Genomic DNA, 23,946 nt, shown 5'->3' on the forward strand with positions numbered 1-23,946 from the left:
GAAGGGCGCGATCCGCATTGGACGAGCGGCCTCCCCCGATGGAACCGGGAGGTGTTTGCTCAGATGGTGTGACGCCATACAGACGCCGACGGTCAAGGTTACGGGGCCTTGACCAGGGGGTCAAACCGGGTCCCGGGCCGTGACGTACGGCCCGGGACCCCCGGTACCGCTCAGTCCTCCGCTGCGGCCGAGACCGACGAGGGCGCGGACTGCTCGGCGGCCGCGGTCTTCTTGGCGGCGGCCTTCTTGGCCGTCGTCTTCTTGGCCGTGGCCTTCTTCGCCGTCTTCTTCGCGGCCGTCTTCTTGGCCGGGGCCTTCTCGGCGGCCTCGGCCCCGGACTCAGCAGACTCCGCGGCCTTGGCGGCGGTCTTCTTCGCCGTCTTCTTGGCCGGGGCCTTCTTGGCGGCGGCCTTCTTGGTCGTCGCCTTCTTGGCCGCGGTCTTCTTCGCCGTCGACTTCTTGGCCGTCTTCTTCGCGGGGGCCGCCTCCTCGGCGGTCTCCGGCTCGGCGGCCGCCTCGGACGCGCCGGCCGCGGGGGCCTCCGCCGGGGTCTCCTGCGGGGCGTCGGTGACCGCCTCGGGTGCGGCCTCCGCCGCTGTACCGGACGCGCCCTCGCCACCGGTCCCGGACGGCGCCTCGGCACCGGCCGGCGCCGACACCGCGCGGGTCACCCGGCGACGGGTACGGGCCGGACGGGCCGCGGGCTTCGGCTCGGGCTCGGCGGCCGGCTCCGCCACCGGCTCCTCGGCCTGCGCCGGAGCGGCCTCGGCGGCGGGAGCCGGCTCCGTACGGGCCTGCTCGGCGCTCTCCGGGGCGGCCTCGGCGGCCGCCTCGGCTGCCGGGACCACGATCGCGCCACTCTCGTCGGCGGCCTTCGGGGAGCCCGCCGGAGCGGACGCCTTCCGGCTCGCGCGGCGACGGCCCCGGCCGCGGCTGCCGCGCTCGGCGGCCGCCTCGGCCTCGGCCGGGCTGGAGAACCACTCGTCGGCGTCGGCGACCGCGGGGGTCAGCTCCGCCTCCGTGACGGGCGCGGGCTCCAGCTCCTCCGCCGGAGCGGTCGCCTCGGCGGCCTTCTCTTGCTGGTGGTCCTGCTGCTGGTCGTGCTGGTGGTCGGCGTGCTTGTCGCCGTTGCCGCCCTTGCCCTTCTTCTTGCGCTTGCCGCCACCGCCGGACGCCGTCGCCTGGTCCATGTGGACGATGACGCCGCGGCCGTTGCAGTGCACGCAGGGCTCGGAGAAGGACTCCAGCAGGCCCTGGCCGACCCGCTTACGGGTCATCTGGACCAGGCCCAGCGAGGTGACCTCGGCGACCTGGTGCTTCGTACGGTCCCGGCCCAGGCACTCCAGCATCCGCCGCAGCACCAGGTCCCGGTTGGACTCCAGCACCATGTCGATGAAGTCGATGACGACGATGCCGCCGAGGTCGCGCAGGCGCAGCTGGCGGACGATCTCCTCGGCCGCCTCCAGGTTGTTTCTGGTGACGGTCTCTTCCAGATTGCCGCCCTGGCCGGTGAACTTGCCGGTGTTGACGTCGATCACGACCATGGCCTCGGTCTTGTCGATCACCAGCGAGCCGCCGGACGGCAGCCAGACCTTGCGGTCCAGCGCCTTCATCAGCTGCTCGTCGATCCGGTACGTCGCGAAGACGTCGACGTCCGAGGTCCACTTCTGCAGCCGGTCCGAGAGGTCCGGGGCGACGTGCGAGACGTAGCCGTGGATGGTCTCCCAGGCCTCGTCACCGCTGACGATGACCTTGGAGAAGTCCTCGTTGAAGATGTCGCGCACGACGCGGACGGTCATGTCCGGCTCGCCGTACAGCAGGGTCGGGGCGTTGCCGCTCTTCGCCTTCTTCTGGATCTCCTCCCACTGCGCCTGGAGGCGCTCCACGTCGCGGCGCAGCTCGTCCTCGCTGGCGCCCTCCGCGGCCGTACGGACGATGACGCCCGCGTCCTCGGGGACGATCTTCTTGAGGATCTGCTTCAGGCGCGACCGCTCGGTGTCGGGGAGCTTGCGGCTGATGCCGGTCATCGAGCCCTCGGGCACGTAGACCAGGTACCGGCCGGGGAGGGAGACCTGGCTGGTCAGCCGGGCGCCCTTGTGGCCGATCGGGTCCTTGGTGACCTGCACGAGCACGGACTGGCCGGACTTCAGGGCGGACTCGATGCGGCGCGGGCCGTTGCCCATGCCGAGCGCCTCGAAGTTGACCTCGCCGGCGTACAGGACGGCGTTGCGGCCCTTGCCGATGTCGACGAAGGCGGCCTCCATCGACGGCAGGACGTTCTGCACCTTGCCCAGGTAGACGTTGCCGACGTACGAGGTCGACTGCTCCTTGTTGACGTAGTGCTCGACGAGGACGTCGTCCTCCAGGACACCGATCTGGGTCCGGTCGCCGTTCTGGCGGACGATCATCTCGCGGTTGACGGCCTCGCGGCGCGCCAGGAACTCCGCCTCGGTGATGATCGGCACCCGGCGCCGGCCCTGCTCGCGGCCCTCGCGGCGGCGCTGCTTCTTGGCCTCCATACGGGTCGAGCCCTTGATGGACTGGACCTCGTCGAAGCCCGTACCGGGCTCGCGCTCCGCATCCTTCCCACGCCGTTCCCGCGGCTCGCGGACCTTGACGACCGTACGCTCCGGGTCGTCGCCGTTCGCGGCGGAGTCGGCCCCGTCACCGCTGCGACGGCGGCGACGGCGGCGGCGACGGCTGCTGCTGGAACCGCCGGAGGACTGCTCCTCGGCGTCCTCCTTGGCCGCTTCCTGCTCGCCGCCCTCGGCGGACTCCTCGGCAGGCTGCTCCTCGGCCGCCTCGGAACCCTCCTCGGCGGACTCGCCGGACTCGTCCGAGCCCTCGCCGTCCCCGGCGTCACCGCGGCGACGGCGACGGCCACCGCGACGGCGGCGGCGCGAAGGCCGGTCGCCCTGCTCGTCGTCGCCCTGCGCGGCCTCGCCCTCCGGCTCCTCCTCGGCCTCGGCCTCGGTGGTCTCCTCCTCGGCGGCGGGGGCCGGCCGCTGCTCGGCGTCGGCCGCGCCACCACGGCGCCGGCGACGGCGCGCAGGCCGCTCGGCGGCGGCCGCTTCCTCGGGTTCCCCGGCTTCCGCGGGCTCCTCGGGCTCCGCCACGACGGCGGCCGCGGCAGCGGCAGCGGCCGTCTCCGGGGTCTGGAACATCGGCTCGGTGAAGACCGGGGCCTGGAAGACGGCGCTCGGGGGCTGGGCGGCACGGCGACGGCCGCGGGCCGGGGCCTCCTTGGCAGCCTTCTCGGCGTTCTCGGCGTTCTCGGCGTTCTCGTCGGTGGCGCGCTCCTGCGCGGGCTGGGCGAACGCGGGGGCCGCCGGACGCTCGGCGCGGCGGCGCGTACGACGGCGCGGCGCCTCGGCGGCCGTGGCCTGCTCCGGGGCCGCCTGCTCCGGGGCGGCCTGCTCGGCGGCGGGCTGCTCGGCGACCGGCGCGGCGGTCTCGTCGGTCTGCGGGGTCTCGGCCGGGCGCTCGGCGCGGCGGCGGGTACGGCGGCGCGGGGCATCCGGGGCCGGCGGGGCCTGCTCGGCGGCCAGCGCGTTCGCCGCGGCGGCCACCGGCTGCTCCTCGACGTGCTCGGCGACGGGCGCCTGCGTGGCGGCGGGCTGCTCGGCGGGCGCGCCCTGGGGAGCGCTCACCGTACGGGTGACGCGGCGGCGGGTACGCGCGGGCTTGGTGGCCTGCGGCTCCTCGGCCACGGCCGCGGCACGCGCCTCCTCCGCGGCGGCCTCGGCGGCGGCAGCGGTCTGCTCGTCGTCCTCGTCCTCGGCGGCGACCGGCTCCTCGGCCACGGCCGGAGCCGGCGCAGCGGCGGCCTCGGCCGGCTGCGGCGTACCGGCGGGCGCGGAGGCCCGGCGGGTGGCGCGGCGGCGCGTACGGGCGGCGCGCGGCTCCTCGGCGGCGGCCTCCGCGGGCTGCTCGGCCTCGGTCTCCTGCGCTGCCTGCGCGGTCTCGGTGGCCTGCGGCTCCTCGGCGGCGGCCGGGGGGCCGGCCGGCGCGGAGACCTTGCGGGTCACGCGGCGGCGCGAACGGGCCGGGCCCGACTCGGCGGCGGCTGTGGCGGGCCGCGCGGCCGCGGTCTCGGCGGCGGCCGTCTCGGCAGCGGCGGCGGACTCGGCCTGCGCCTCGTCGTCGGCGCCCACGGCAACCGGCTCCGGGTCCACGGCGACGGCCTTCTCGGCGACCGGCGCGGCGGTCTCGTCGGCCTGCGGCGCACCGGCCGGGGCCGAAGCCCGGCGGGTGGCGCGGCGGCGCGGACGTGCGGGGGCCGCCTCCTCACCGGTCACGACGGCGGGGGTCTCGGCGGCAGCGGCCTGCGGGGCGCTCTCGGCGGAAGCGGCGAGCGCGGCGGCGTCCTCGGCCGGCGACTCGGCGGCCTCGGCAGCGGTGGCGCGGGGCGCGCCGGCCGGCGCTGTGGCCTTGCGGGTGGCACGGCGGCGGGGGCGCGCGGGCGCGGCCTCGTCCCCGGTCACGACGCTGGTGGCGGCCTCCTGCGGCACCTCGGCGGGCTGCGGGGCCGTCACCTCGGCAGCGGCGGTCTCCTTGACCGGCGGCCCCGCGGGGCGCGAGGCGGCACGGCGCCTGCGACGCGGCGGCAGGGTGTCGCTCGGTGTGCTGTTTTCGGAGCGGCTCTCCGCGGGCTCCGGGTTTTCCTTGGGCTCAATGGGTTCGAGCATGCGGGCGGTTCTCCCGTCACGCTCCCGGGCGCCGCGACCGGTTCCGGCCGCGGCCCGCGTGAAGAGCGGTGCCGCGGTCCGGGGCGCGGGCGCCACACGGGAGCTTTAGTCTCGCTCGCCGGCCCCTTGTGTCCGGGACCGGCGAAAGTCTCCTGGTCAGTTCGTTCGCCGGACCGGGGTGGCTCCCTGGCTGATCGGCGACGCGACGACGGCGGTCCTACGCTGCGCCGTCCGCCGCTCCACCGCCGGCAGGCGGTGCCTGCGTCGCGGCGGTCAGCCCGGCGGCCGTGGGTGGGGCGGCCGTGGCTGCTGCGTCGCGGTCGGGCGCGAGCGGGTCGGTCACTGCGCCGGTCTCCTCATCGAGCAGCCCCTGCGCCAGCCTGGTCACCGCTGCGGGGACCGGCGGCGCCAGGTCGGCCGTAGCTCGGAGGCCGGACAGGACGTCGTCGGGTCGTACGGCAGGTGTCAGATGCCGAACAACCAGCCGCAGTATCGCACAGGCACCAGCGCCCGGCCTATCGGCCTCGCTCGCCGCGGCACGAAGATCCGCGACCGCCGCACGCGCGTCGAAGGTGCGGATCCCCTTCTTCGTCTGCCGCTCGACGGGCACCTCGCCGGCCGCGAGGAACGCCTCGACGGCGCGCTCCGCGTCCGCGACGGACACGCCGTCCAGCCGCAGCTCCCACACCGAGGCCTGCAGCCGGTCGGCGAGGCCCGAGGTGTGGGCCTCGACCGCGTCGATCACGTCGAGCCCGTCCGGCAGGGACTCGTCCAGCAGTGCGCGCAGCACCGCCGGGTCCCGCCGCTCGGTGAGCGCGATCTCCAGGTACTCGGCCTCACTGCCGGTGCCCGTCGGTGCGGCGTTCGCGTACGACACCTTGGGGTGCGGGGTGAAGCCCGCCGAATACGCCATGGGCACCTCGGCACGGCGCAGCGCCCGCTCGAAAGCGCGCTGGAAATCACGGTGGCTGGTGAACCGGAGGCGGCCGCGCTTGGTGTAGCGCAGTCGGATGCGCTGCACCGCCGGTGCGGGCGGCGGGCCTTCGGGCTGTCGCTTGCCCAGTGTCGTCAGTCCTTCGTGAGTGCGGTCGTACTGCTACCTAGAGTACGTGTCTGTCGGGCCGCCGGTTCCCGCCGGGGTGTGCCCCGTCACCCGAAGAGCGCCTGCCGCACTTCCCGGGCGGCGGTGCGCGCCACGGACAGCGCGGCCCGCACCGGCGGCCAGAGGACCGCCCGGATCGCATGCCCCACGGGGGTGAGGATCCAGCGGTACACCCAGCGCAGCGGCGCGACGACCAGCCACCGCCACAGAGCGGCGATGCCCCGGCCGACGGCACGGGAAACGTATCCGGCGATCCGCCAGGCCCACGCGACAGCCGCGCCGACCGCCCGCAGGACGGGCCACAGCAGGTACTCCCACAGCGCCTTGGCGGGAACGACGAGCAGGTGGTACGCGAGCCAGGCCAGCGCGTGCCCGATCGGGGTGAGGATCCACCGGTAGCACCACCGGACCGGCACCACGAGCAAGTGGTACGCCAGCCAGGCCAGCGCGTGCCCGATCGGCGTGAGGATCCAGCGGAAGATCCAGATCGCCGGCACCACGATCAGGTACTTGATCAGGAAGACCAGCGGCACCACGATCAGGTAGTTGATCAGCCAGGCGATCGCGCGCCCGACGGGGGCGAGGAGCCAGCGGTACACCCAGCGTCCGACGGGTGCGAGGACGTGGCGGCCGATCCAGCACAGCGCGTCCCACAGCAGCCGCAGCGGGAGGACGACGATCAGCACCGGGATCTTGATCAGCTGGGCGAGGCAGCAGCCACCGCCCGGCTCCCGCTCCCGTGTCTTGTAGTGCTGACTGCGGGCGTGGTCGCCGCCGTACGACATGCGCTGCTTCCCCCGGTATTGCTATGTTCCGTCGCTCTGTTGCGCCCGCGTCGGCACCCAGTACCGCAGCTTTCCGCCGCGCTGGTCCTCGAAGATCCCGCCGCAGGCCTCGATGACCTTACGTGACGCGGTGTTGGTGGTGTCACACGTGACCAGCACGGACCGGATGCCCAGCCCGTGGGCCACCGGCAGCGCTGCGCGCAGCATCGCGGTGGCGTGGCCGCGGCGGCGGGCGGTGGGGCGTACGTAGTAGCCGATGTGGCCGCCCAGTTCCAGCAGGAACTCGTCCAGTTCGTGCCGCAGACCGAGGCGGCCCAGGAAGGCGTCGCCCTCGACGTACCAGAGGCTGGTGCAGGGCACGAGGCCCAGCGGGCGCGCGACGTCGGCGCGGGTCATCGACCGGAGCCAGTCGAGATAGCGCGCGAAGCCGGCCGGCTCCGCCCACTCGTCACCGAACCGCCGTATCTCCCGCCCGACCGCCGTGTCGTCCCCGGGCCCGCCCTTCCCCTCGGCCCGCAGTTCCCCCATCGCCTCCAGAAACGACTCCCGGACACGGACCGTGGGTGCGATGAGCTGTGGCATCACATCATTGTGCGGGGCACACGACGGCCCGGCCACCGGGTTCCGGTGACCGGGCCGAACAGGCGCGCAAATCAGCTCACTTCACGACGGAGAGCGGGAGCAGTTTCTTGCCCGTGGGGCCGATCTGAATCTCGGTATCCATCTGAGGACACACTCCGCAGTCGAAGCAAGGCGTCCAGCGGCAGTCGTCGACCTCGGTTTCGTCGAGGGCGTCCTGCCAGTCCTCCCAGAGCCAGTCCTTGTCCAGGCCGGAGTCCAGGTGGTCCCAGGGCAGGACCTCTTCGTAGGTGCGCTCGCGGGTGGTGTACCAGGCGACGTCCACGCCGTACTCGGGCAGCGTCTTCTCCGCGGCCTGCATCCAGCGGTCGTAGGAGAAGTGCTCGCGCCAGCCGTCGAAGCGGCCGCCGTCCTCGTAGACCGCGCGGATCACGGCGCCGATGCGGCGGTCACCGCGGGAGAGCAGGCCCTCGACGATGCCGGGCTTGCCGTCGTGGTAGCGGAAGCCGATCGAGCGGCCGTACTTCTTGTCGCCGCGGATCTTGTCGCGGAGCTTCTCCAGGCGGGCGTCGGTCTCCTCGGCGGAGAGCTGCGGGGCCCACTGGAAGGGGGTGTGCGGCTTGGGGACGAAACCGCCGATGGACACCGTGCAGCGGATGTCGTTCTGGCCGGAGACCTCGCGGCCCTTGGCGATGACGTTGACCGCCATGTCGCCGATCTGCAGCACGTCCTCGTCGGTCTCGGTCGGCAGGCCGCACATGAAGTACAGCTTCACCTGCCGCCAGCCGTTGCCGTAGGCCGTGGCGACCGTACGGATCAGGTCCTCCTCCGAGACCATCTTGTTGATGACCTTGCGGATGCGTTCCGAGCCGCCCTCGGGCGCGAACGTCAGGCCCGAGCGCCGACCGTTGCGGGTCAGCTCGTTGGCCAGGTCGATGTTGAAGGCGTCGACCCGGGTGGAGGGGAGGGACAAGCCGATCTTGTCCTCCTCGTACCGGTCGGCGAGGCCCTTGGCCACGTCGCCGATCTCGGTGTGGTCCGCGGAGGACAGCGACAGCAGGCCGACCTCCTCGAATCCCGTGGCCTTCAGGCCCTTGTCCACCATGTCGCCGATGCCGGTGATGCTTCGCTCCCGGACGGGGCGCGTGATCATGCCGGCCTGGCAGAAACGGCAGCCGCGGGTGCAGCCACGGAAGATCTCGACCGACATCCGTTCGTGGACGGTCTCGGCCAGGGGGACGAGCGGCTGCTTGGGGTAGGGCCACTCGTCGAGGTCCATGACGGTGTGCTTGGACACGCGCCACGGGACGCCGGAGCGGTTCGGCACGACGCGGCTGATGCGGCCGTCGGCGAGGTACTCCACGTCGTAGAACTTGGGGACGTAGACGCTGCCGGTCTTCGCGAGGCGGAAGAGGAGCTCGTCACGGCCACCCGGGCGGCCCTCGTTCTTCCACGCCCGGATGATCTCGGTGATCTCCAGGACGGCCTGCTCGCCGTCGCCGACCACCGCGCAGTCCAGGAAGTCCGCGATCGGCTCGGGGTTGAAGGCGGCGTGGCCGCCCGCGAGGATCAGCGGGTGGTCCTCGGTCCGGTCCTTGGCGTACATGGGGATGCCGGCCAGGTCCAGCGCGGTGAGCAGGTTGGTGTAACCCAGCTCGGTGGAGAAGGACACGCCGAGTACGTCGAAGGCGCCGACGGGGCGGTGGGCGTCCACCGTGAACTGCGGCACGTTGTGCTCGCGCATCAGCGCTTCGAGGTCCGGCCACACGCTGTACGTACGCTCCGCGAGCACGCCCTCACGCTCGTTGAGGACCTCGTAAAGGATCATGACGCCCTGGTTGGGCAGCCCGACCTCGTACGCGTCGGGGTACATGAGCGCCCAGCGCACGTCGCACGATTCCCAGGGCTTGACCGTGGAGTTGAGTTCTCCACCGACGTACTGGATGGGCTTCTGCACATGCGGGAGCAGGGCCTCGAGCTGTGGGAAGACCGACTCGGCAGACATCTCACGGACCTTCGTAGCTGACAGGGGTGACCCTCAAGCCTAACGCGCGCTCCGGGCGGTTCCCGAATCCGCAGCTCGCCGCCCGCCCCGGTCCGGCCGCAGGTCGGGGGCGGTGAGCGTGTCCCACAGGGCCGGGAGCTCCCGTTCGAGGGCGGTGGCCCTGGCCTCCTCGCGTCCGTACAGCACGCCGTAGGCGAAGGCGTTCTCGCCCGCGGCGTGCGCCTGCGCGGCCAGGGCGCGCAGTGCTTCGCGGGCGACCACGCCGTCCTGGTGGTCGCCGAGCAGCTCCTGCAGCTGTGTCATCCGCTTGACCAGCTCCTTCGCGGGCCGGCCCAGCTCCACCCTGCCCACTTCCGCCGCGTACCGGGTCCGCTTGGCGGCCTTGCGGGCCTCGTGCAGCGCGAGGTCGCGGTCGGGGCCCGGGAGCGCGGCGAGCGCCGTCTCCACGTGGCCGGCCAGCCGCCGGAAGTCCCGCTCGACGGCCTTGGGCAGCACGTGGGCCGCCGGGCGGCCGGCGGCGCGGGCCCGCGGCGGGTCGGCGAGCAGCGCGTCCAGGGCGTTCAGCAGGGCGAGGTAGCGGTCGCCGTCGAGCACGGCGAGCAGGTGCTTGCGCGGTCCCTTGCGGTGCGCCTGCGTCCAGGTGCGCAGCCGGGTCCGTACGGGGCCGGGGCGCAGCTCCTTGGGGAGGGCGGCCATCGCCTCCTGGAGGCGCGCGGCGAGCACCTCGGCGTCCCGGCCGACGCCCAGCTCCGCCGCGAGCCACTTGAGCTCGGCGCCGAGGGGGTCGGTGGCGGACCGGTCCAGGACGGTGGCGTACGAGCGCAGGACGCTGCGCAGGCGGCGGGTGGCCACCCGCATCCGGTGGACGGAGTCGGGCAGGTCGCGGCGGACGGCGGGGTCCAGCTCGACGAGGTCGCGGACCTGGCGGGCGAGGTAGCGCAGGACAGCCTGTTCGGCGGTGGGCGGCCCGGTTGCCGCGGAGCTGCGTGCGCCGCCTTCGGGGGCCGCCGCTTCCCGTTCGCCTTCGGGGGCCGTCTCGTGGAGTGCCCGGGCTGCTTTGGAGGCGGCCGACGCGGGGCGGAGGCCGGCGCGCAGCAGTCGGGTCTCCACCGCGTCCAGGAGGGCCGTGTCCCCGCCCGTCGTCAGCTCGACCTCGATCTCGGCCCATTCGGCGGTGCGGCCGGGCCCGGTCGGACGGTCGGCGCGCACCTGATCGGTGGCGATCTCCGCGAGGACGGTGCCGTCGGCGGCGCGCAGCTGCCGGGTCGCGCGCCGGGTGGTGATCCGTACGAGGGGGACCAGTGCGGCGCCGCGGGTCCGGGAGCGGAGCAGGCCGCGGAGGGCGCGGGGGACGGTGGCGGCGAGCGGGGCGCGGATCTCGTCGCGCACGTGCGCGGCGACCGGCAGTTTCAGGTGCCAGCCGGCGTCGTCGCCGCCCGTGCGGCGGCGCAGGGTGATCCCGTCGCGGGCCAGCCGCCGGTCGGGGGTGTCGTAGTAGGTGGCGTCCAGGGTGACCGTGGCGCGGTCCGCGACGGACGCGACCCGGTCGACGCCGGTGAGGTCGGGGAGGCCGCCGGTGGGCAGCCCGGTGCCGTTGGCTTCGTACTTCCGCTCGATTTCACGCACGGTGTCCGCCATGGGGCGAACGTACTGTCCTGTCCGGCTCCTGGGGACCCCTCGGGCGGCCCGGTGCGCGGCGCCCGGGGGAAACCGGGCCACCGCGCACCGGCGCCGTGCTCACTGTGCCGGGGGCGCCGCGCTCACTCCACCACGATGAGCAGGTCGCCGCCTTCGACCTGGGCGATCGGGGAGATGGCGATGCGGCTGACGGTGCCGCCGGTGGGCGCGGTGATCGCGGCCTCCATCTTCATGGCCTCGATGGTGCCGATGGTGGCGCCCGCCTCGACCTGCTGCCCTTCCTGGACGGCGAGGGTGACCACGCCGGCGAACGGGGCCGGCAGGTGGCCGGGGTTGTTCCGGTCGGCCTTCTCGGCGGCCGGCACCTCGCTGGCCACGGCGCGGTCGCGGACCTGGATGGGCCGCAGCTGGCCGTTGAGGATGCACATCACGGTGCGCATGCCGCGCTCGTCGGCCTCGGAGATCGCCTCCAGGCCGATGAGCAGCTGGACGCCGGGGGCGAGCCGGACGACGTGCTCCTCGCCGTGGTGCAGCCCGTAGAAGAACAGGTCGCTGGAGAGCGGGGAGGTGTCGCCGTAGCGCTCGCGGTGGGTGGTGAAGTCCTTGGCCGGGCCGGGGAAGAGCAGCTCGTTGAGGACTTCCTGGCGTTCGGCGGAGGTGCCGGCGAGCCGCTTGCTCTCGGTGGCGGACAGCTCGGTGATGCCGGGGGCCTCGGCGCGGCCTTCGAGGGCGCGGCTGCGCAGCGGCTCGGGCCAGCCGCCGGCCGGTTCGCCCAGCTCGCCGCGGAGGAAGCCGATGACGGAGCCGGGGATGTCGAAGCGCGCCGGGTCGGCGGCGAACTCGTCGGTGTCGACGCCGGCGCCGACCAGGGCGAGCGCCAGGTCGCCGACGACCTTGGAGCTGGGGGTGACCTTGACCAGGCGGCCGAGGAGCCGGTCGGCGCCCGCGTACGCCTTCTCGATCTCCTCGAAGCGGTCGCCGAGGCCGAGCGCGATGGCCTGCTGGCGGAGGTTGGAGAGCTGTCCGCCGGGGATCTCGTGCTCGTAGACGCGGCCGGTGGGCGCGGGCAGGCCGGCCTCGAAGGGCGCGTAGACCTTGCGTACGGCCTCCCAGTACGGCTCCAGGGCGCAGACCGCGCCGAGGTCGATGCCGGTGTCCCGCTCGGTGTGCGCGGCGGCGGCCACGATCGCGGAGAGCGCGGGCTGGCTGGTGGTGCCGGCCAGGGCGGCGGAGGCGCCGTCCACCGCGTCCGCGCCGGCCTCCCAGCCGGCGAGGTAGGTGGCGAGCTGGCCGCCGGGGGTGTCGTGGGTGTGGATGTGGACCGGCAGGTCGAAGTTCTCGCGGAGGGCCGTGACCAGCTTCTTCGCGGCCGGGGCGCGGAGCAGGCCGGCCATGTCCTTGATGGCGAGGACGTGCGCGCCGGCGTCGACCATCTGCTCGGCGAGGCGGAGGTAGTAGTCGAGGGTGTAGAGCTTCTCGCCGGGGTGGGTGAGGTCGCCGGTGTAGCTCATGGCGACCTCGGCGATGGCGGTGCCGGTCTCGCGTACGGCGTCGATCGCGGGGCGCATCTGGTCGACGTTGTTGAGCGCGTCGAAGATCCGGAAGATGTCGATGCCGGTGTCCGCGGCCTCCTGCACGAAGGAGCGGGTCACCTGCTCCGGGTAGGGGGTGTAGCCGACGGTGTTGCGGCCGCGCAGCAGCATCTGGAGGCAGATGTTGGGGACGGCCTCGCGCAGCGCGGCCAGCCGCTCCCACGGGTCCTCGTACAGGAAGCGCAGCGCCACGTCGTACGTCGCGCCGCCCCACGCCTCCAGGGACAGCAGCTCGGGGGTGGTGCGGGCGACGTGTCCGGCGACCTCCAGCAGGTCCTTCGTACGGACGCGGGTGGCCAGCAGCGACTGGTGGGCGTCGCGGAAGGTGGTGTCGGTGACGCCGAGCGCGGGCCGGGCGCGCAGGTCGGCGGCGAAGCCCTCGGGGCCGAGCTGCCGGAGCCGCTGCCGGGAGCCGTCGGGGATCGGCCCGCTCGTGTCGATCCGCGGCAGCTTCTCGTGCGGCGCGATGCTCACGGGCCGCTCGCCGTTCGGCTTGTTGACCGTGACGTCGGCGAGGTACTCCAGGATGCGGGTGCCGCGGTCGGCGGAGCCGCGCTGGGTGAGCAGCTCGGGGCGCTGCTCGATGAAGGAGGTCGTGACCTTGCCCGCGCGGAATTCGGGGTCGTCCAGCACGGCCTGCAGGAACGGGATGTTGGTGGCGACGCCGCGGATGCGGAATTCGGTGACGGCACGCCGGGCGCGCGCCACCGCGGTCGCGAAGTCCCGGCCCCGGCAGCTCAGCTTGACCAGCATGGAGTCGAAGTGCGCGCCGACCTCGGCGCCGAGGTTGGTGCCGCCGTCCAGCCGGACGCCGGCGCCGCCCGGGGAGCGGTAGGCGGTGATCCGGCCGGTGTCGGGGCGGAAGCCGTTGGCGGGGTCCTCGGTGGTGATGCGGCACTGCAGCGCCGAGCCGCGCAGCACGATCTTGTCCTGGCTCAGGCCCAGGTCGGCCAGGGACTCCCCCGCCGCGATGCGCATCTGCGACTGCACCAGGTCGACGTCGGTCACCTCTTCGGTGACGGTGTGCTCGACCTGGATGCGCGGGTTCATCTCGATGAAGACGTGGTTGCCGCGCGCGTCGACGAGGAATTCGACCGTACCGGCGCAGGTGTAGCCGATCTGCCGCGCGAAGGCGACGGCGTCGGCGCAGATGCGTTCGCGCAGCTCCGGGTCGAGGTTGGGGGCCGGGGCCAGTTCGATGACCTTCTGGTGGCGGCGCTGCACGCTGCAGTCCCGCTCGTAGAGGTGGATCACGTTGCCCTGGGTGTCGGCGAGGATCTGCACCTCGATGTGGCGCGGGTCGACGACGGCCTGCTCCAGGAAGACGGTCGGGTCGCCGAAGGCCGACTCGGCCTCGCGCGCCGCCGCCTCGATCGCCTCGCGCAGCTGGTCGCGTTCGGCGACCCGGCGCATGCCGCGCCCGCCGCCGCCGGCCACGGCCTTCACGAAGACCGGGAACTCCATGGTCTCGGCCGCCGCCAGCAGCTCCTCGACGTCCGAGGAGGGCGCGGAGGAGGCGAGGACGGGGAGGCCCGCGGCCTTGGCGGCGGCGATGGCGCGCGCCTTGTTGCCGGTCAGCTCCAGTACCTCGGTGGAGGGGCCGACGAAGGTGATGCCGCGTTCCGCGCAGGCGGCGGCCAGGTCGGGGTTCTCGGAGAGGAATCCGTAGCCGGGGTAGACGGCGTCGGCGCCGGCCTGCTGCGCGGCGCGGACGATCTCGTCGACCGAGAGGTAGGCGCGCACCGGATGACCGGCCTCGCCGATCTGGTAGGCCTCGTCCGCCTTGAGACGGTGGCCGGAGTTGCGATCCTCGTAGGGGAAGACCGCGACGGTCTGCGCGCCGAGCTCATAGGCGGCGCGGAAGGCGCGGATGGCGATTTCGCCACGGTTGGCGACCAGGACCTTCGAGAACATGGGAGCTGACTTCTCCTGACGGGGCGGCATGCGGGGCGCCTGCGTGCGGATACGGAACTCTGTCTCGGGATGCGGACTGCTGTCTCGCTGAAGCTGTTCCGCGACAGCATGCCGCCCGGACGCCGCCACCGCCACGTAAGACCCGTCACAGTCCGTGTCCGCGGGAACTGGGTAGGCGCACCCGGACGTCTGCGGCCCGGACGGCTGCGATCCGCCCCCGGGAGGGGACCGGGCCGCAGCCGTCCGGGCCGGGCTGACAGAAGGTCAGGCGGAGACGGGCCGCTGCGCCTTGATCGACTGCAGGAGTCCTATGGCGATCCACACCGCGAACATCGACGTACCGCCGTAGGACACGAAGGGCAGCGGCAGACCGGTGACCGGCATGATCCCCAGCGTCATCCCGATGTTCTCGAAGGCCTGGAAGGCGAACCAGGCGATGATGCCGGCCGCGACGATCGTGCTGTACAGCTCCGAGGACTCCCGGGCGATCCGGCAGGCGCGCCACAGCACCACACCCAGCAGGAAGATGATCAGCCCGGCGCCGAGGAAGCCCAGCTCCTCGCCGGCCACCGTGAAGATGAAGTCCGTCTGCTGCTCGGGCACGAACTGGCCGGTGGTCTGGGAGCCCTGGAACAGTCCGGCGCCGAAGAGGCCGCCGGAGCCGATGGCGATACGCGCCTGGTTGGTGTTGTAGCCGACGCCGGCCGGGTCCAGGCTCGGGTTGGCGAAGGCCGCGAACCGGGCGATCTGGTAGTCGTCCAGCAGATGCAGCTGCCAGACCGCCAGACAGCCCACCACGCCCAGGGTGAGCAGTCCGATGACCCAGCGGTTGGACGAGCCGGAGGCCAGCAGGACGGCCAGCACGATCGTACCGAGCACCATGACCGAACCGAGGTCCGGCATCAGCATGATGACCGCGATCGGCACCAGGGCGATGCCGAGCGCCTGCATCACGGCGCGGTGCCCCGGGTGCTCCCGGTCGCCGGCGTCGACCCGGGCCGCGAGGACCATCGCCATGCCCAGCGTGATGGTGATCTTCGCGAACTCGGCGGGCTGCAGGGACAGCCCGCCGGGAATGGCCAGCCAGGACCGCGAGCCGTTGATGGTCGCGCCGAGCGGGGTGAGCACCAGCACCGACAGCACCAGCGAGAGGCCGTACAGGATGGGCACGGCGCCCCGCAGCGTGCGGTGGCCGAGCCACACCGTGCCGGCCGCGAGCGCGACGCCGATACCGGTGTTGAGCAGGTGCTTCAGGACGTACGAATACTGATCGCCGTGGTTCAGCTCGATGCGGTTGCGGGTGGCCGAGAAGACCAGCACCGCGCCGATGAGCGAGAGGGCCAGGCAGGCGAAGAGCAGTATCCAGTCCAGCCGCCAGACCACGGAGTCCCGGGCGGTGAGCTTGCTCCACACCCCGCGGTCGGGGGCGTAGCGCCGGATGGCGTAGCTGCTGGTCACTGGACCGCCCCTTCCGGCTTCTTCTCGTCGTTGACGATGGGCTTGGTCAGCTTGCCGGACTCGATGTTGCCGTCCCGGTCGATCTTCGGCAGGTTCGCCTGCGGCTTCGACAGCAGCGCCTTGTCCTTGTGGATCTTGCCCTTGGCGTCCACGCCGTACAGCGCGTCGTAGATCTTGCGCACGGCCGGACCCGAGGCACCGGATCCGGTACCACCCTGGGAGATCGTCATGACGATCGTGAAGTCCTTGGTGTACGTGGCGAACCAGGACGTCGTCTGCTTGCCGTAGACCTCGGCGGTACCGGTCTTGGCGTGCATCGGGATCTGCTTCTGCGGCCAGTTCTGGAAACGCCACGCGGCGGTACCGCGGGTGGCCACACCGGCCAGCGCCTTGTCGATCTGCTGCAGCGTCTTCGGCGTGTCCGGCAGCTTGCCGTGCGACTTCGGCGCGATCTCCCGGACCTTCTTGCCGTCGGCGGAGATGATCGCCTTGCCGATCGTCGGGTCGTGCAGCGTGCCGCCGTTGGCGATGGCCGAGTAGATCGTCGCCATCTGGATCGGCGTCACCAGGGTGTCCCCCTGGCCGATGGAGTAGTTGACCGAGTCACCGGCGCGCATCTTCATGCCTTCGAGACAGCTCTCGTACGCGAGGCGCTCGACGTAGCTCCCGCCCTTCTTGCCGGTCTTGCACCAGGAGTCCTTGTTGGCCTTCCAGAAGTCCTTCTTCCACTCACGGTCCGGGACCCGGCCCTTGACCTCGTTCGGCAGGTCGATGCCGGTCTCCTTGCCCAGCCCGAACTGGTGCGCGGTCTTGTAGAACCAGTCCTTGGGGTCCTTGGGCTTGTTGCCGCCGTCCTTGACCCACTGCTTGTACGCCAGGTCGTAGAACACCGTGTCGCAGGAGACCTCCAGCGCCCGGCCCAGGCTGATCGGCCCGTAGTTCTCGGACTCGAAGTTCTTGAAGACCTGCCCGCCCACGTTGTACGAGCTGGAGCAGTTGTACCGGCCGTTGAAGTCGTACCCGGCGTTGACCGCCGCCGACGACGAGATGACCTTGAAGATCGAGCCGGGCGCCGCCTGCCCCTGGATCGCCCGGTTCAGCAGCGGGTAATTGGACTTCTTCCCCGTCAGCTTCGCGTAGTCCTTCGCGGAGATGCCGCCGACCCAGGCGTTCGGGTCGTAGTCCGGCTGCGAGGCCATCGAGACGACCCGGCCGGTCTTGTTCTCCATGACGACCACGGCACCGGCATCGGCCTTGTAGTTCGTGCCGGTGTTCCGGTCGTGCTGCTTGCGTGCCTCCACCATCGCCGCGTGGAGCTCCTTCTCGGCGACGGCCTGCACGCGCGCGTCTATCGAGGTGACGACGTTGTCCCCGGGCCGGGCCGGATCGCTCTTGGCCTTGCCCATGACCCGGCCGAGGTTGTCGACCTGGTAGCGGGTGACACCCGCCTTGCCGCGCAGCGCACTGTCGTACGTCCGCTCCAGGCCCGAGCGGCCCACCATGTCCGAGCGCAGGAACGGCGAGTTCGTGTGCTCGGCCTTCTTGATCTCCTCGTCGGTGACCGGCGAGAGGTAGCCGAGCACCTGGGAGGTCTGCCCCTTCGCCGGAGCCGGGTAGCGGCGCACCGCGGTCGGCTCGGCGGAGATGCCGGGGAAGTCCTCGCTGCTCTCACGGATCTTCAGGGCCTGCTGGGTGGTGGCCTCGTCCGTGATCGGGATGGGCTGGAAGGGCGAGCCGTTCCAGCAGGGCTGCGGGGTCTTGGCGTCGCACAGCCGGACCTTGTTCTTGACGTCGGTGTACGACATGCCCAGCACGTGCGCCAGGCGGGTCAGTACGGCCTTGCCCTCGTCGTCCATCTTCATCAGCGCGGTGCGGCTGGCGGAGACGACCAGGCGGGTCTCGTTGTCGGCGAGCGGGATGCCGCGGGCGTCGAGGATCGAACCGCGCACGGCGGGGTCCACGACCTGCTGGACGTGGTTGCCGCTGGCCTCGGCGGCGTACTCGTCACCGTTGCGGATCTGCAGGTACCAGAGCCGGCCGCCGAGGGTGAGGAGCAGCGAGAAGACCAGTATCTGGATGGCGACGAGGCGGACGGTGACGCGGGAGGTCCGACCGGTCTCAGGAATGTTGCTCACGGCGCGCAGCGCCTCCTTGAGGGGCGGTGATCGGGCGACGGGCGGGCGCTCATGGGCGCCGGCCCCTCGGCCGGGGCCGGAACGGTGTACGGCTCACAGTCGCTTGACCCCCTTGAGGCGTGCGGGCTTGTTGGACCGGCCGCTGAGCAGGCCGCCGCGCTGACTGCCGATCCGCGGCGTCCGGCCGCCCCGCCCGGAGCGGCTCATGCGCAGCCCGCTGCCGGTGGAGAGCCAGCCGTACGCGGCCTCGCCGGGCATCGGGCCGGACTGGGTGCCGCCGGAACTCTCCCCGGCCAGCGCCTTCTCCGAACGGCGGGCCAGCGCCATCACCAGCGGGACGCTGAAGGGCGCGAGCACGAGGTCGTAGACGGTGGCGGTGAACAGCAGCAGCGGGATGCCGACGGTGTGGCCCGCGTTGTCACCGGCCAGCGAGCCGACGCCGGCGTACAGCAGGGTCGAACCGATGGCCGCGCAGACCACCACGATCAGCGGCATCGAAGCGGAGCGGTGCTGGCTCTTGTCGGGCCTGGTGAGCCCGGCGACGTAGCCGATGACGCACAGGACGAGGGCGTAGCGCCCGATCGCGTGGTCGGAGGGGGGCGCCAGGTCGGCGAGGAGCCCGGCGCCGAAGCCGATGAAGGCCCCGGCGACGTGCCCGTAGACCATGGCCAGACCGAGGACGACCAGCAGCACCAGGTCCGGTACGGCCCCGGGGAGGTGGAGCCGGGCGAGCACACCCACCTGGACGACGAGGGCCACGGCCACGAGGACGGTGGAGAGGAGGATCCGGTTGATGCGCATCGGGCTCAGCTCCTGGTGGCGCCGCTCGGGGTGGGCTTGGGCTTGGCGGTCACGGTGACCGTCGGGGTGGGCTTGGGTTTCGCGGGCTTCGGCGGCAGGACCGTGTCGCGGGGGTTCTCGCGCGGCGGCTGGACCACGATGCCGACCACGTCCAGGCGGGAGAAGCCGGCGAACGGCTCGACCTGGACGGTACGGGTGAGATCACCGTTGGCGCTGCCGACGTGGGTGATGGTGCCGACCGGCACGCCGGGCACGAACGGCTTGCCCTCGCTGGAGCCGAAGGTGACCATCCGGTCGCCCTTCTTCACGTTCGCCTTGCCGTTCAGGAGCTGGACGCGCAGCGGCCCGCCGCCCTGGCCGTTGGCGAAGCCGATCTCGTTGGTCTTCTCCATACGGGTGCCGACGGTGAAGTCCGGGTCGATGGCGAGCAGGACCGTGGCGGTGTTCGGGCCGACGGTGGTGACCCGGCCGACCAGCCCGTCGCCGTTCAGTACGGTCATGTCGCGGGCGATGCCGTCCTTGGTCCCGGCGTCGACGGTGACGGTCCAGGAGAAGCCCTGCGTGGCTCCTATGGCGATGACCTGGGCGCCCTTGATGCCGTACTGGCCGGCGCCGGCGGTCTTGAGCATCTTGTCCAGCTCGGCGGCGCGCACCCGGTCCCGGTCGGAGGAGCCGAGTTTGGCTTTCAGGGCGGCGTTCCGGCGTTCCAGCTCGGCGATGCGGCTGTGCCGGCCGTCGGAGTCGCGGACCGCGTCGACGGCGTTGCCGACCGGGTCCACGACCGAGGCGACACCGGTCTCGACCGGCCCGAAGGCGGAGGCCGCGACCTGCCGGGCGCCCTGCAGCGGGGACTGCTCGCCGCCGCGGATGTCCACCGTGATCAGTGCGAACGCGATCGCGACCAGCAGCACCAGCAGGAGCCGGCTCTCTCGTGTGTCCCTCACGTGCGGCGGCCGTGTCCTTCCTCGTAGGACCGGCCGGCTGCGGGCCCGCGCCGGTCTCGCTGGGGATCTGGGGTGTGCCTGTCTTGCAGTTGTACGCGGGACCGCCGGGAGGAGGCGGTCCGAAGGTGCCTGTACTACTTGCCTGTACCACCGGTGCCGCCGGGAGAACGGGAGGCCCGGTACTGCGCGGAAAACGGGAGGCGGGGATGGGGGGCGTGGGGATGAAGGTGGGGGGTACTACCGGAGTGCGGTGAGTGTGTGGTGCCTGTATATCAGCGATCTGCCGTACGGGGCTGGCAGGCGGCCGTACGGCAGATCGCCGACCGTGGTCATCTGCGCGGCTGGGAGTCGAGGACCTGCTGCAGGGCCTCGAACTCCTCCACGCACTTGCCGGAACCGAGCGCGACGGAGTCCAGCGGGTCCTCGGCGATGTGGATCGGCATGCCGGTCTCACGGCGGAGCCGCTCGTCCAGGCCGCGGAGCAGGGCGCCGCCGCCGGTGAGCACGATCCCGCGGTCCATGACGTCGCCGGACAGCTCCGGCGGGCACTTGTCCAGGGTCGTCTTCACCGCATCGACGATGGAGTTGACCGGCTCCTCGATGGCCTTGCGCACCTCGGCCGCGGAGATCACCACGGTCTTGGGCAGGCCCGAGACCAGGTCGCGGCCGCGGATCTCGGTGTGCTCGTCCTGGTCCAGGTCGTACGCCGAACCGATCGTGATCTTGATGCTCTCGGCCGTGCGCTCACCGAGGAGGAGGCTGTACTCCTTCTTGATGTGCTGGATGATCGCGTTGTCCAACTCGTCGCCGGCCACCCGGATCGACTGCGCCGTGACGATGCCGCCGAGCGAGATGACCGCGACCTCGGTCGTACCGCCGCCGATGTCCACCACCATGTTGCCGGTGGCCTCGTGGACCGGCAGACCGGAACCGATGGCCGCGGCCATGGGCTCCTCGATGATGTGCACCTGCCGGGCGCCGGCCTGGGTGGACGCCTCGATGACGGCACGGCGCTCGACGCCGGTGATGCCGGAGGGCACACAGACGACGACCCGCGGCCGGGCGAGGTACCGGCGCTTGTGGATCTTGAGGATGAAGTAGCGGAGCATCCGCTCGGTGATCTCGAAGTCGGCGATCACGCCGTCCTTGAGCGGGCGGACGGCAACGATGTTGCCAGGGGTGCGGCCGATCATCTTCTTGGCCTCGGCGCCCACGGCGAGGATCCCGCCGGTGTTGGTGTTGATGGCCACGACCGACGGTTCGTTGAGAACGATCCCTCGACCCCTGACGTACACCAGCGTGTTGGCGGTGCCGAGGTCGACAGCCATGTCACGGCCGATGAACGACATGTTGTTCCCCATGAGGATACGTCTGGCCTTCCCAACTGGAGCGAATGCTTACTGGAGGTCGGCAGGAGGTGATGCGCTGACGCGCGGAAGCCTTCATGGTAGTCCGGGAAGGCCCGTCCGCTCGAACGCGGTGCGGGGTTCCTCCGCCATTGTCAACGGAACACGTACCCGCCCCCCTTAATGGTGACGTCGTGTCGGGGTGATGCGTTCCCCCATTGGCTGTACATATGCCGAAGGGCGACCGAATTTCTCCGGTCGCCCCAGGTGGCAGCGGGTCTGCGCCCTGACGCACCGTCAGGAAAGGCCGGGGAAGAAAATCTTGATCTCGCGCTCCGCCGACTCCTCGGAATCGGACGCGTGAATGAGATTTTCCCGGGTGATTGTCCCGAAGTCGCCCCGAATGGACCCGCTCGGCGCCTTGATCGGGTCGGTAGGACCAGCCAACTGGCGTACGCCCTCAATCACCCGCTCGCCCTCGACGACGAGAGAAACGACCGGACCGGAGGACATGAAGGCCACCAGCGGCTCGTAGAAATCCCGGCCGACGTGCTCGGCGTAGTGCTGCTCCAGGACCGCGCGGTCGAGGGTGCGCAGCTCCAGCGCACCGATCGTCCAGCCGGCCTTCCGCTCGATGCGGCCCAGGATCTCGCCGACCAGGCCGCGCCGGACGGCATCCGGCTTGAGAAGGACGAGGGTGCGCTGGCTCATCGGTGGGGCTCCTTGCAGTACAGAGAGTTACGGGTGTGCCGAGGAGGCTACATGGGCCACGCGGGGCGGCTGAGCGGCGGGGAGGGCGGGCCGCCCCGCCGCCGGCGGAGGACGACGGGGAGCGCCCGGTCGACGCCCGTCGTGGACGCTCAGGCGGAGGCCGGGTCCGGGCCCGGCTCCGCGGCGGCGGCCTGGGCCGCCCAGCGGGCCTTCGCCTCGTCGATCTTGCGGCCGAAGTGGACCGAGGCCCACCACAGGGCGGCGAAGACCGCGCCGAGGAAGTACATCGTCGGCACGACCACACCGCTGGCGATCAGCGCGATCTGCAGCACCCAGCCGAGCGCCACCCCGCCGGGGCGGGAGATCATGCCGCACAGCAGCACCGACAGCAGCATCGCGATGCCGCTGACCGTCCAGACCGTGACCGTGGACAGGTCAGAGGTCTGCATCGCGACCAGCGCCGCGAAGCCGATCACGAAGAACTCGCCGATCAGGGTGCTCGCACACAGGGTGCGCATGTCAGTTCCTTCCCAGGAGCAGCCGGGCCTCGCCGACCGTGATCACGGAGCCGGTGACCAGCACGCCGGCGCCGCTGTACTCGCCCTCTTCCTCGGCCAGCGTGATGGCCGCCTCCAGGGCGTCGTCGAGCCGCGGCTCGACCTGGACCCGCTCGGCGCCGAAGACCTCGACCGCGATGCCCGCCAGCTCGTCCGGATCCATCGAACGGGGCGTGCTGTTCCGCGTCACCACGATCTCCGCGAAGACCGGCTCGAACGCCTCCAGCAGCCCGCGTACGTCCTTGTCCGCACTCGCGCCGACCACGCCCACAAGACGGCTGAAACCGAACGCCTCGGTCACCGCTTCGGCGGTCACGCGGGCACCCGCGGGGTTGTGCGCCGCGTCCAGCACCACCGTGGGGCTCTTGCGGACGACCTCCAGCCGGCCCGGCGAGGACACCGAGGCGAACGCGGTCCGGATGGTGTCGATGTCCAGCGTGCGGGAGTGCTGCGTACCGATCCCGAAGAACGCCTCCACCGCGGCGAGCGCGACGGCCGCGTTGTGCGCCTGGTGCGCGCCGTACAGCGGCAGGAAGATGTCGGAGTACTCGCCACCCAGGCCGCGCAGCGTCAGCAGCTGCCCGCCGACCGCGATCTCGCGGTGCAGCACCCCGAACTCCATGCCCTCGCGGGCCACCGTGGCGTCCACCTCGACGGCGTGCTTGAGCATCACCGACGCCGCCTCCACCGGCTGCTGCGCGAGCACGACCGTGGAGTCCTTCTTGATGATCCCGGACTTCTCCCCCGCGATCGCCTCCGGCGTATCGCCGAGCCGATCGGTGTGGTCCAGCGAGATGGGCGTCACGACGGCCACATCACCGTCGATCACATTCGTGGCATCCCACTTGCCCCCCATCCCGACCTCGACGACCGCGATGTCGACGGGCGCGTCCGCGAAGGCCGCGTACGCCATCCCGGTCAGCACCTCGAAGAAGGACAGCCGGTACTCCTCGCGCTGGTCCACCATCTCCACGTACGGCTTGATGTCCTCGTACGTCTCGATGAACTTCTCGGCGGAGATCGGGGCGCCGTCCAGGCTGATCCGCTCGGTGATCGACTGCACGTGCGGGCTGGTGTAGCGGCCGGTACGCAGGTCGAAGGCTGCGAGCAGCGCCTCGATCATCCGGGCCGTACTGGTCTTGCCGTTCGTACCGGTGATGTGAATGGAACGGTACGAGCGCTGCGGCTCCCCCAGGATGTCCATCAGGGCCGCGATGCGCTGCACCGACGGGTCGAGCTTGGTCTCGCCCCACCGGGACGCCAGCTCGGTCTCCACCGCGCGCAGCGCGCGGTCCACCTCGGGGTCCTCGGGACGCGCCGGGATGTCACTCGTCGGCGGTCCGGCCTGGGCCCGCAGCGTACGGCTGCCGGCCTCGATCACCGCGAGGTCGGGGTCCCGGTCCGTCTCGGCTCCGACCATCTCCTCGAAGGCGTCGGAGACCTCTTCCGGGTCCGGGATCGGATCGGGGTCGTCGTTCTGGGGGCGCTCGCTCACATCACCAGTCTAGGAGAGAGGCCGCTTTTCCCTCACAGGGCGTACAATCACAATACGTGATTGACTCCGGGCACGTTTTCACCCTCCGTAATCGTTGCCATAAAAAGAGGCCGCAACATGGCCCGGAGAATCCACCGCCCGCTCCCGGGGGCTGGCGCCAGCACGACCGGGAGGATCCACCTCCGGCTCCCGTGGG

General features: G+C 71.9%; 15 protein-coding genes. All 15 read right to left on the reverse strand.

Features of this window, described 5'->3' with window-relative positions; all coding sequences use genetic code 11:
* Positions 1-170: 170 nt before the first annotated feature.
* A complete protein-coding gene (locus IF20_RS21380; protein ID WP_052866879.1) occupies positions 171-4,688 on the reverse strand; it encodes an Rne/Rng family ribonuclease in 4,518 nt (1,505 codons plus the stop codon).
* Positions 4,689-4,905: 217 nt separating this feature from the next.
* The gene (locus IF20_RS21385) at positions 4,906-5,709 is read right to left on the reverse strand and encodes a TIGR03936 family radical SAM-associated protein (protein WP_052866880.1); all 804 of its coding nucleotides are present in this window, start codon (positions 5,707-5,709) and stop codon (positions 4,906-4,908) included.
* A gap of 128 nt (positions 5,710-5,837) precedes the next feature.
* The gene (locus tag IF20_RS21390) at positions 5,838-6,575 is read right to left on the reverse strand and encodes a hypothetical protein (RefSeq protein WP_052866881.1); all 738 of its coding nucleotides are present in this window, start codon (positions 6,573-6,575) and stop codon (positions 5,838-5,840) included.
* A 21-nt stretch (positions 6,576-6,596) separates the two neighbouring features.
* Entirely contained in the window at positions 6,597-7,157 is a 561-nt protein-coding gene (locus IF20_RS21395; RefSeq protein ID WP_052866882.1) for a GNAT family N-acetyltransferase, read from the reverse strand.
* A gap of 76 nt (positions 7,158-7,233) precedes the next feature.
* Positions 7,234-9,159, reverse strand: a complete 1,926-nt coding sequence (locus tag IF20_RS21400) for a TIGR03960 family B12-binding radical SAM protein (RefSeq protein WP_052866883.1) — start codon at positions 9,157-9,159, stop codon at positions 7,234-7,236.
* Between the two features lie 39 nt (positions 9,160-9,198).
* Entirely contained in the window at positions 9,199-10,797 is a 1,599-nt protein-coding gene (locus IF20_RS21405; protein WP_052866884.1) for a CYTH and CHAD domain-containing protein, read from the reverse strand.
* 122 nt (positions 10,798-10,919) lie between these two features.
* On the reverse strand, positions 10,920-14,303 hold the full coding sequence (locus IF20_RS21410; protein ID WP_052866885.1) for a pyruvate carboxylase: 3,384 nt from the start codon (positions 14,301-14,303) through the stop codon (positions 10,920-10,922).
* Between the two features lie 264 nt (positions 14,304-14,567).
* Positions 14,568-15,761 carry a rod shape-determining protein RodA gene (gene rodA / locus IF20_RS21415; protein ID WP_052866886.1) on the reverse strand — a complete coding sequence of 398 codons (1,194 nt, stop codon included), beginning with the start codon at positions 15,759-15,761 and terminating at the stop codon, positions 14,568-14,570.
* Positions 15,758-17,896, reverse strand: a complete 2,139-nt coding sequence (gene mrdA, locus IF20_RS21420) for a penicillin-binding protein 2 (protein WP_052866887.1) — start codon at positions 17,894-17,896, stop codon at positions 15,758-15,760. Before mrdA ends, rodA begins: the two co-directional genes overlap by 4 nt.
* 93 nt (positions 17,897-17,989) lie before the next feature.
* The gene (mreD, locus tag IF20_RS21425) at positions 17,990-18,697 is read right to left on the reverse strand and encodes a rod shape-determining protein MreD (protein ID WP_052866888.1); all 708 of its coding nucleotides are present in this window, start codon (positions 18,695-18,697) and stop codon (positions 17,990-17,992) included.
* Positions 18,698-18,702: 5 nt separating this feature from the next.
* Positions 18,703-19,641, reverse strand: a complete 939-nt coding sequence (gene mreC, locus IF20_RS21430) for a rod shape-determining protein MreC (protein ID WP_052866889.1) — start codon at positions 19,639-19,641, stop codon at positions 18,703-18,705.
* Between the two features lie 329 nt (positions 19,642-19,970).
* On the reverse strand, positions 19,971-20,990 hold the full coding sequence (locus IF20_RS21435; protein WP_030249658.1) for a rod shape-determining protein: 1,020 nt from the start codon (positions 20,988-20,990) through the stop codon (positions 19,971-19,973).
* Between the two features lie 294 nt (positions 20,991-21,284).
* Positions 21,285-21,698 (reverse strand): nucleoside-diphosphate kinase, encoded by a 414-nt coding sequence (ndk, locus tag IF20_RS21440; RefSeq protein ID WP_052866890.1) that lies wholly within the window; start codon positions 21,696-21,698, stop codon positions 21,285-21,287.
* Between the two features lie 149 nt (positions 21,699-21,847).
* Complete coding sequence (locus tag IF20_RS21445) at positions 21,848-22,216, reverse strand: DUF4233 domain-containing protein (protein ID WP_052866891.1); 369 nt, start codon at positions 22,214-22,216, stop codon at positions 21,848-21,850.
* Position 22,217: 1 nt separating this feature from the next.
* A complete protein-coding gene (gene folC, locus IF20_RS21450; RefSeq protein ID WP_052866892.1) occupies positions 22,218-23,750 on the reverse strand; it encodes a bifunctional tetrahydrofolate synthase/dihydrofolate synthase in 1,533 nt (510 codons plus the stop codon).
* Between the last annotated feature and the right edge of the window lie 196 nt (positions 23,751-23,946).

Origin of the sequence: Streptomyces niger (genome assembly GCF_000718305.1) — a bacterium.
Classification (GTDB): Bacteria; Actinomycetota; Actinomycetes; order Streptomycetales; family Streptomycetaceae; genus Streptomyces; species Streptomyces niger.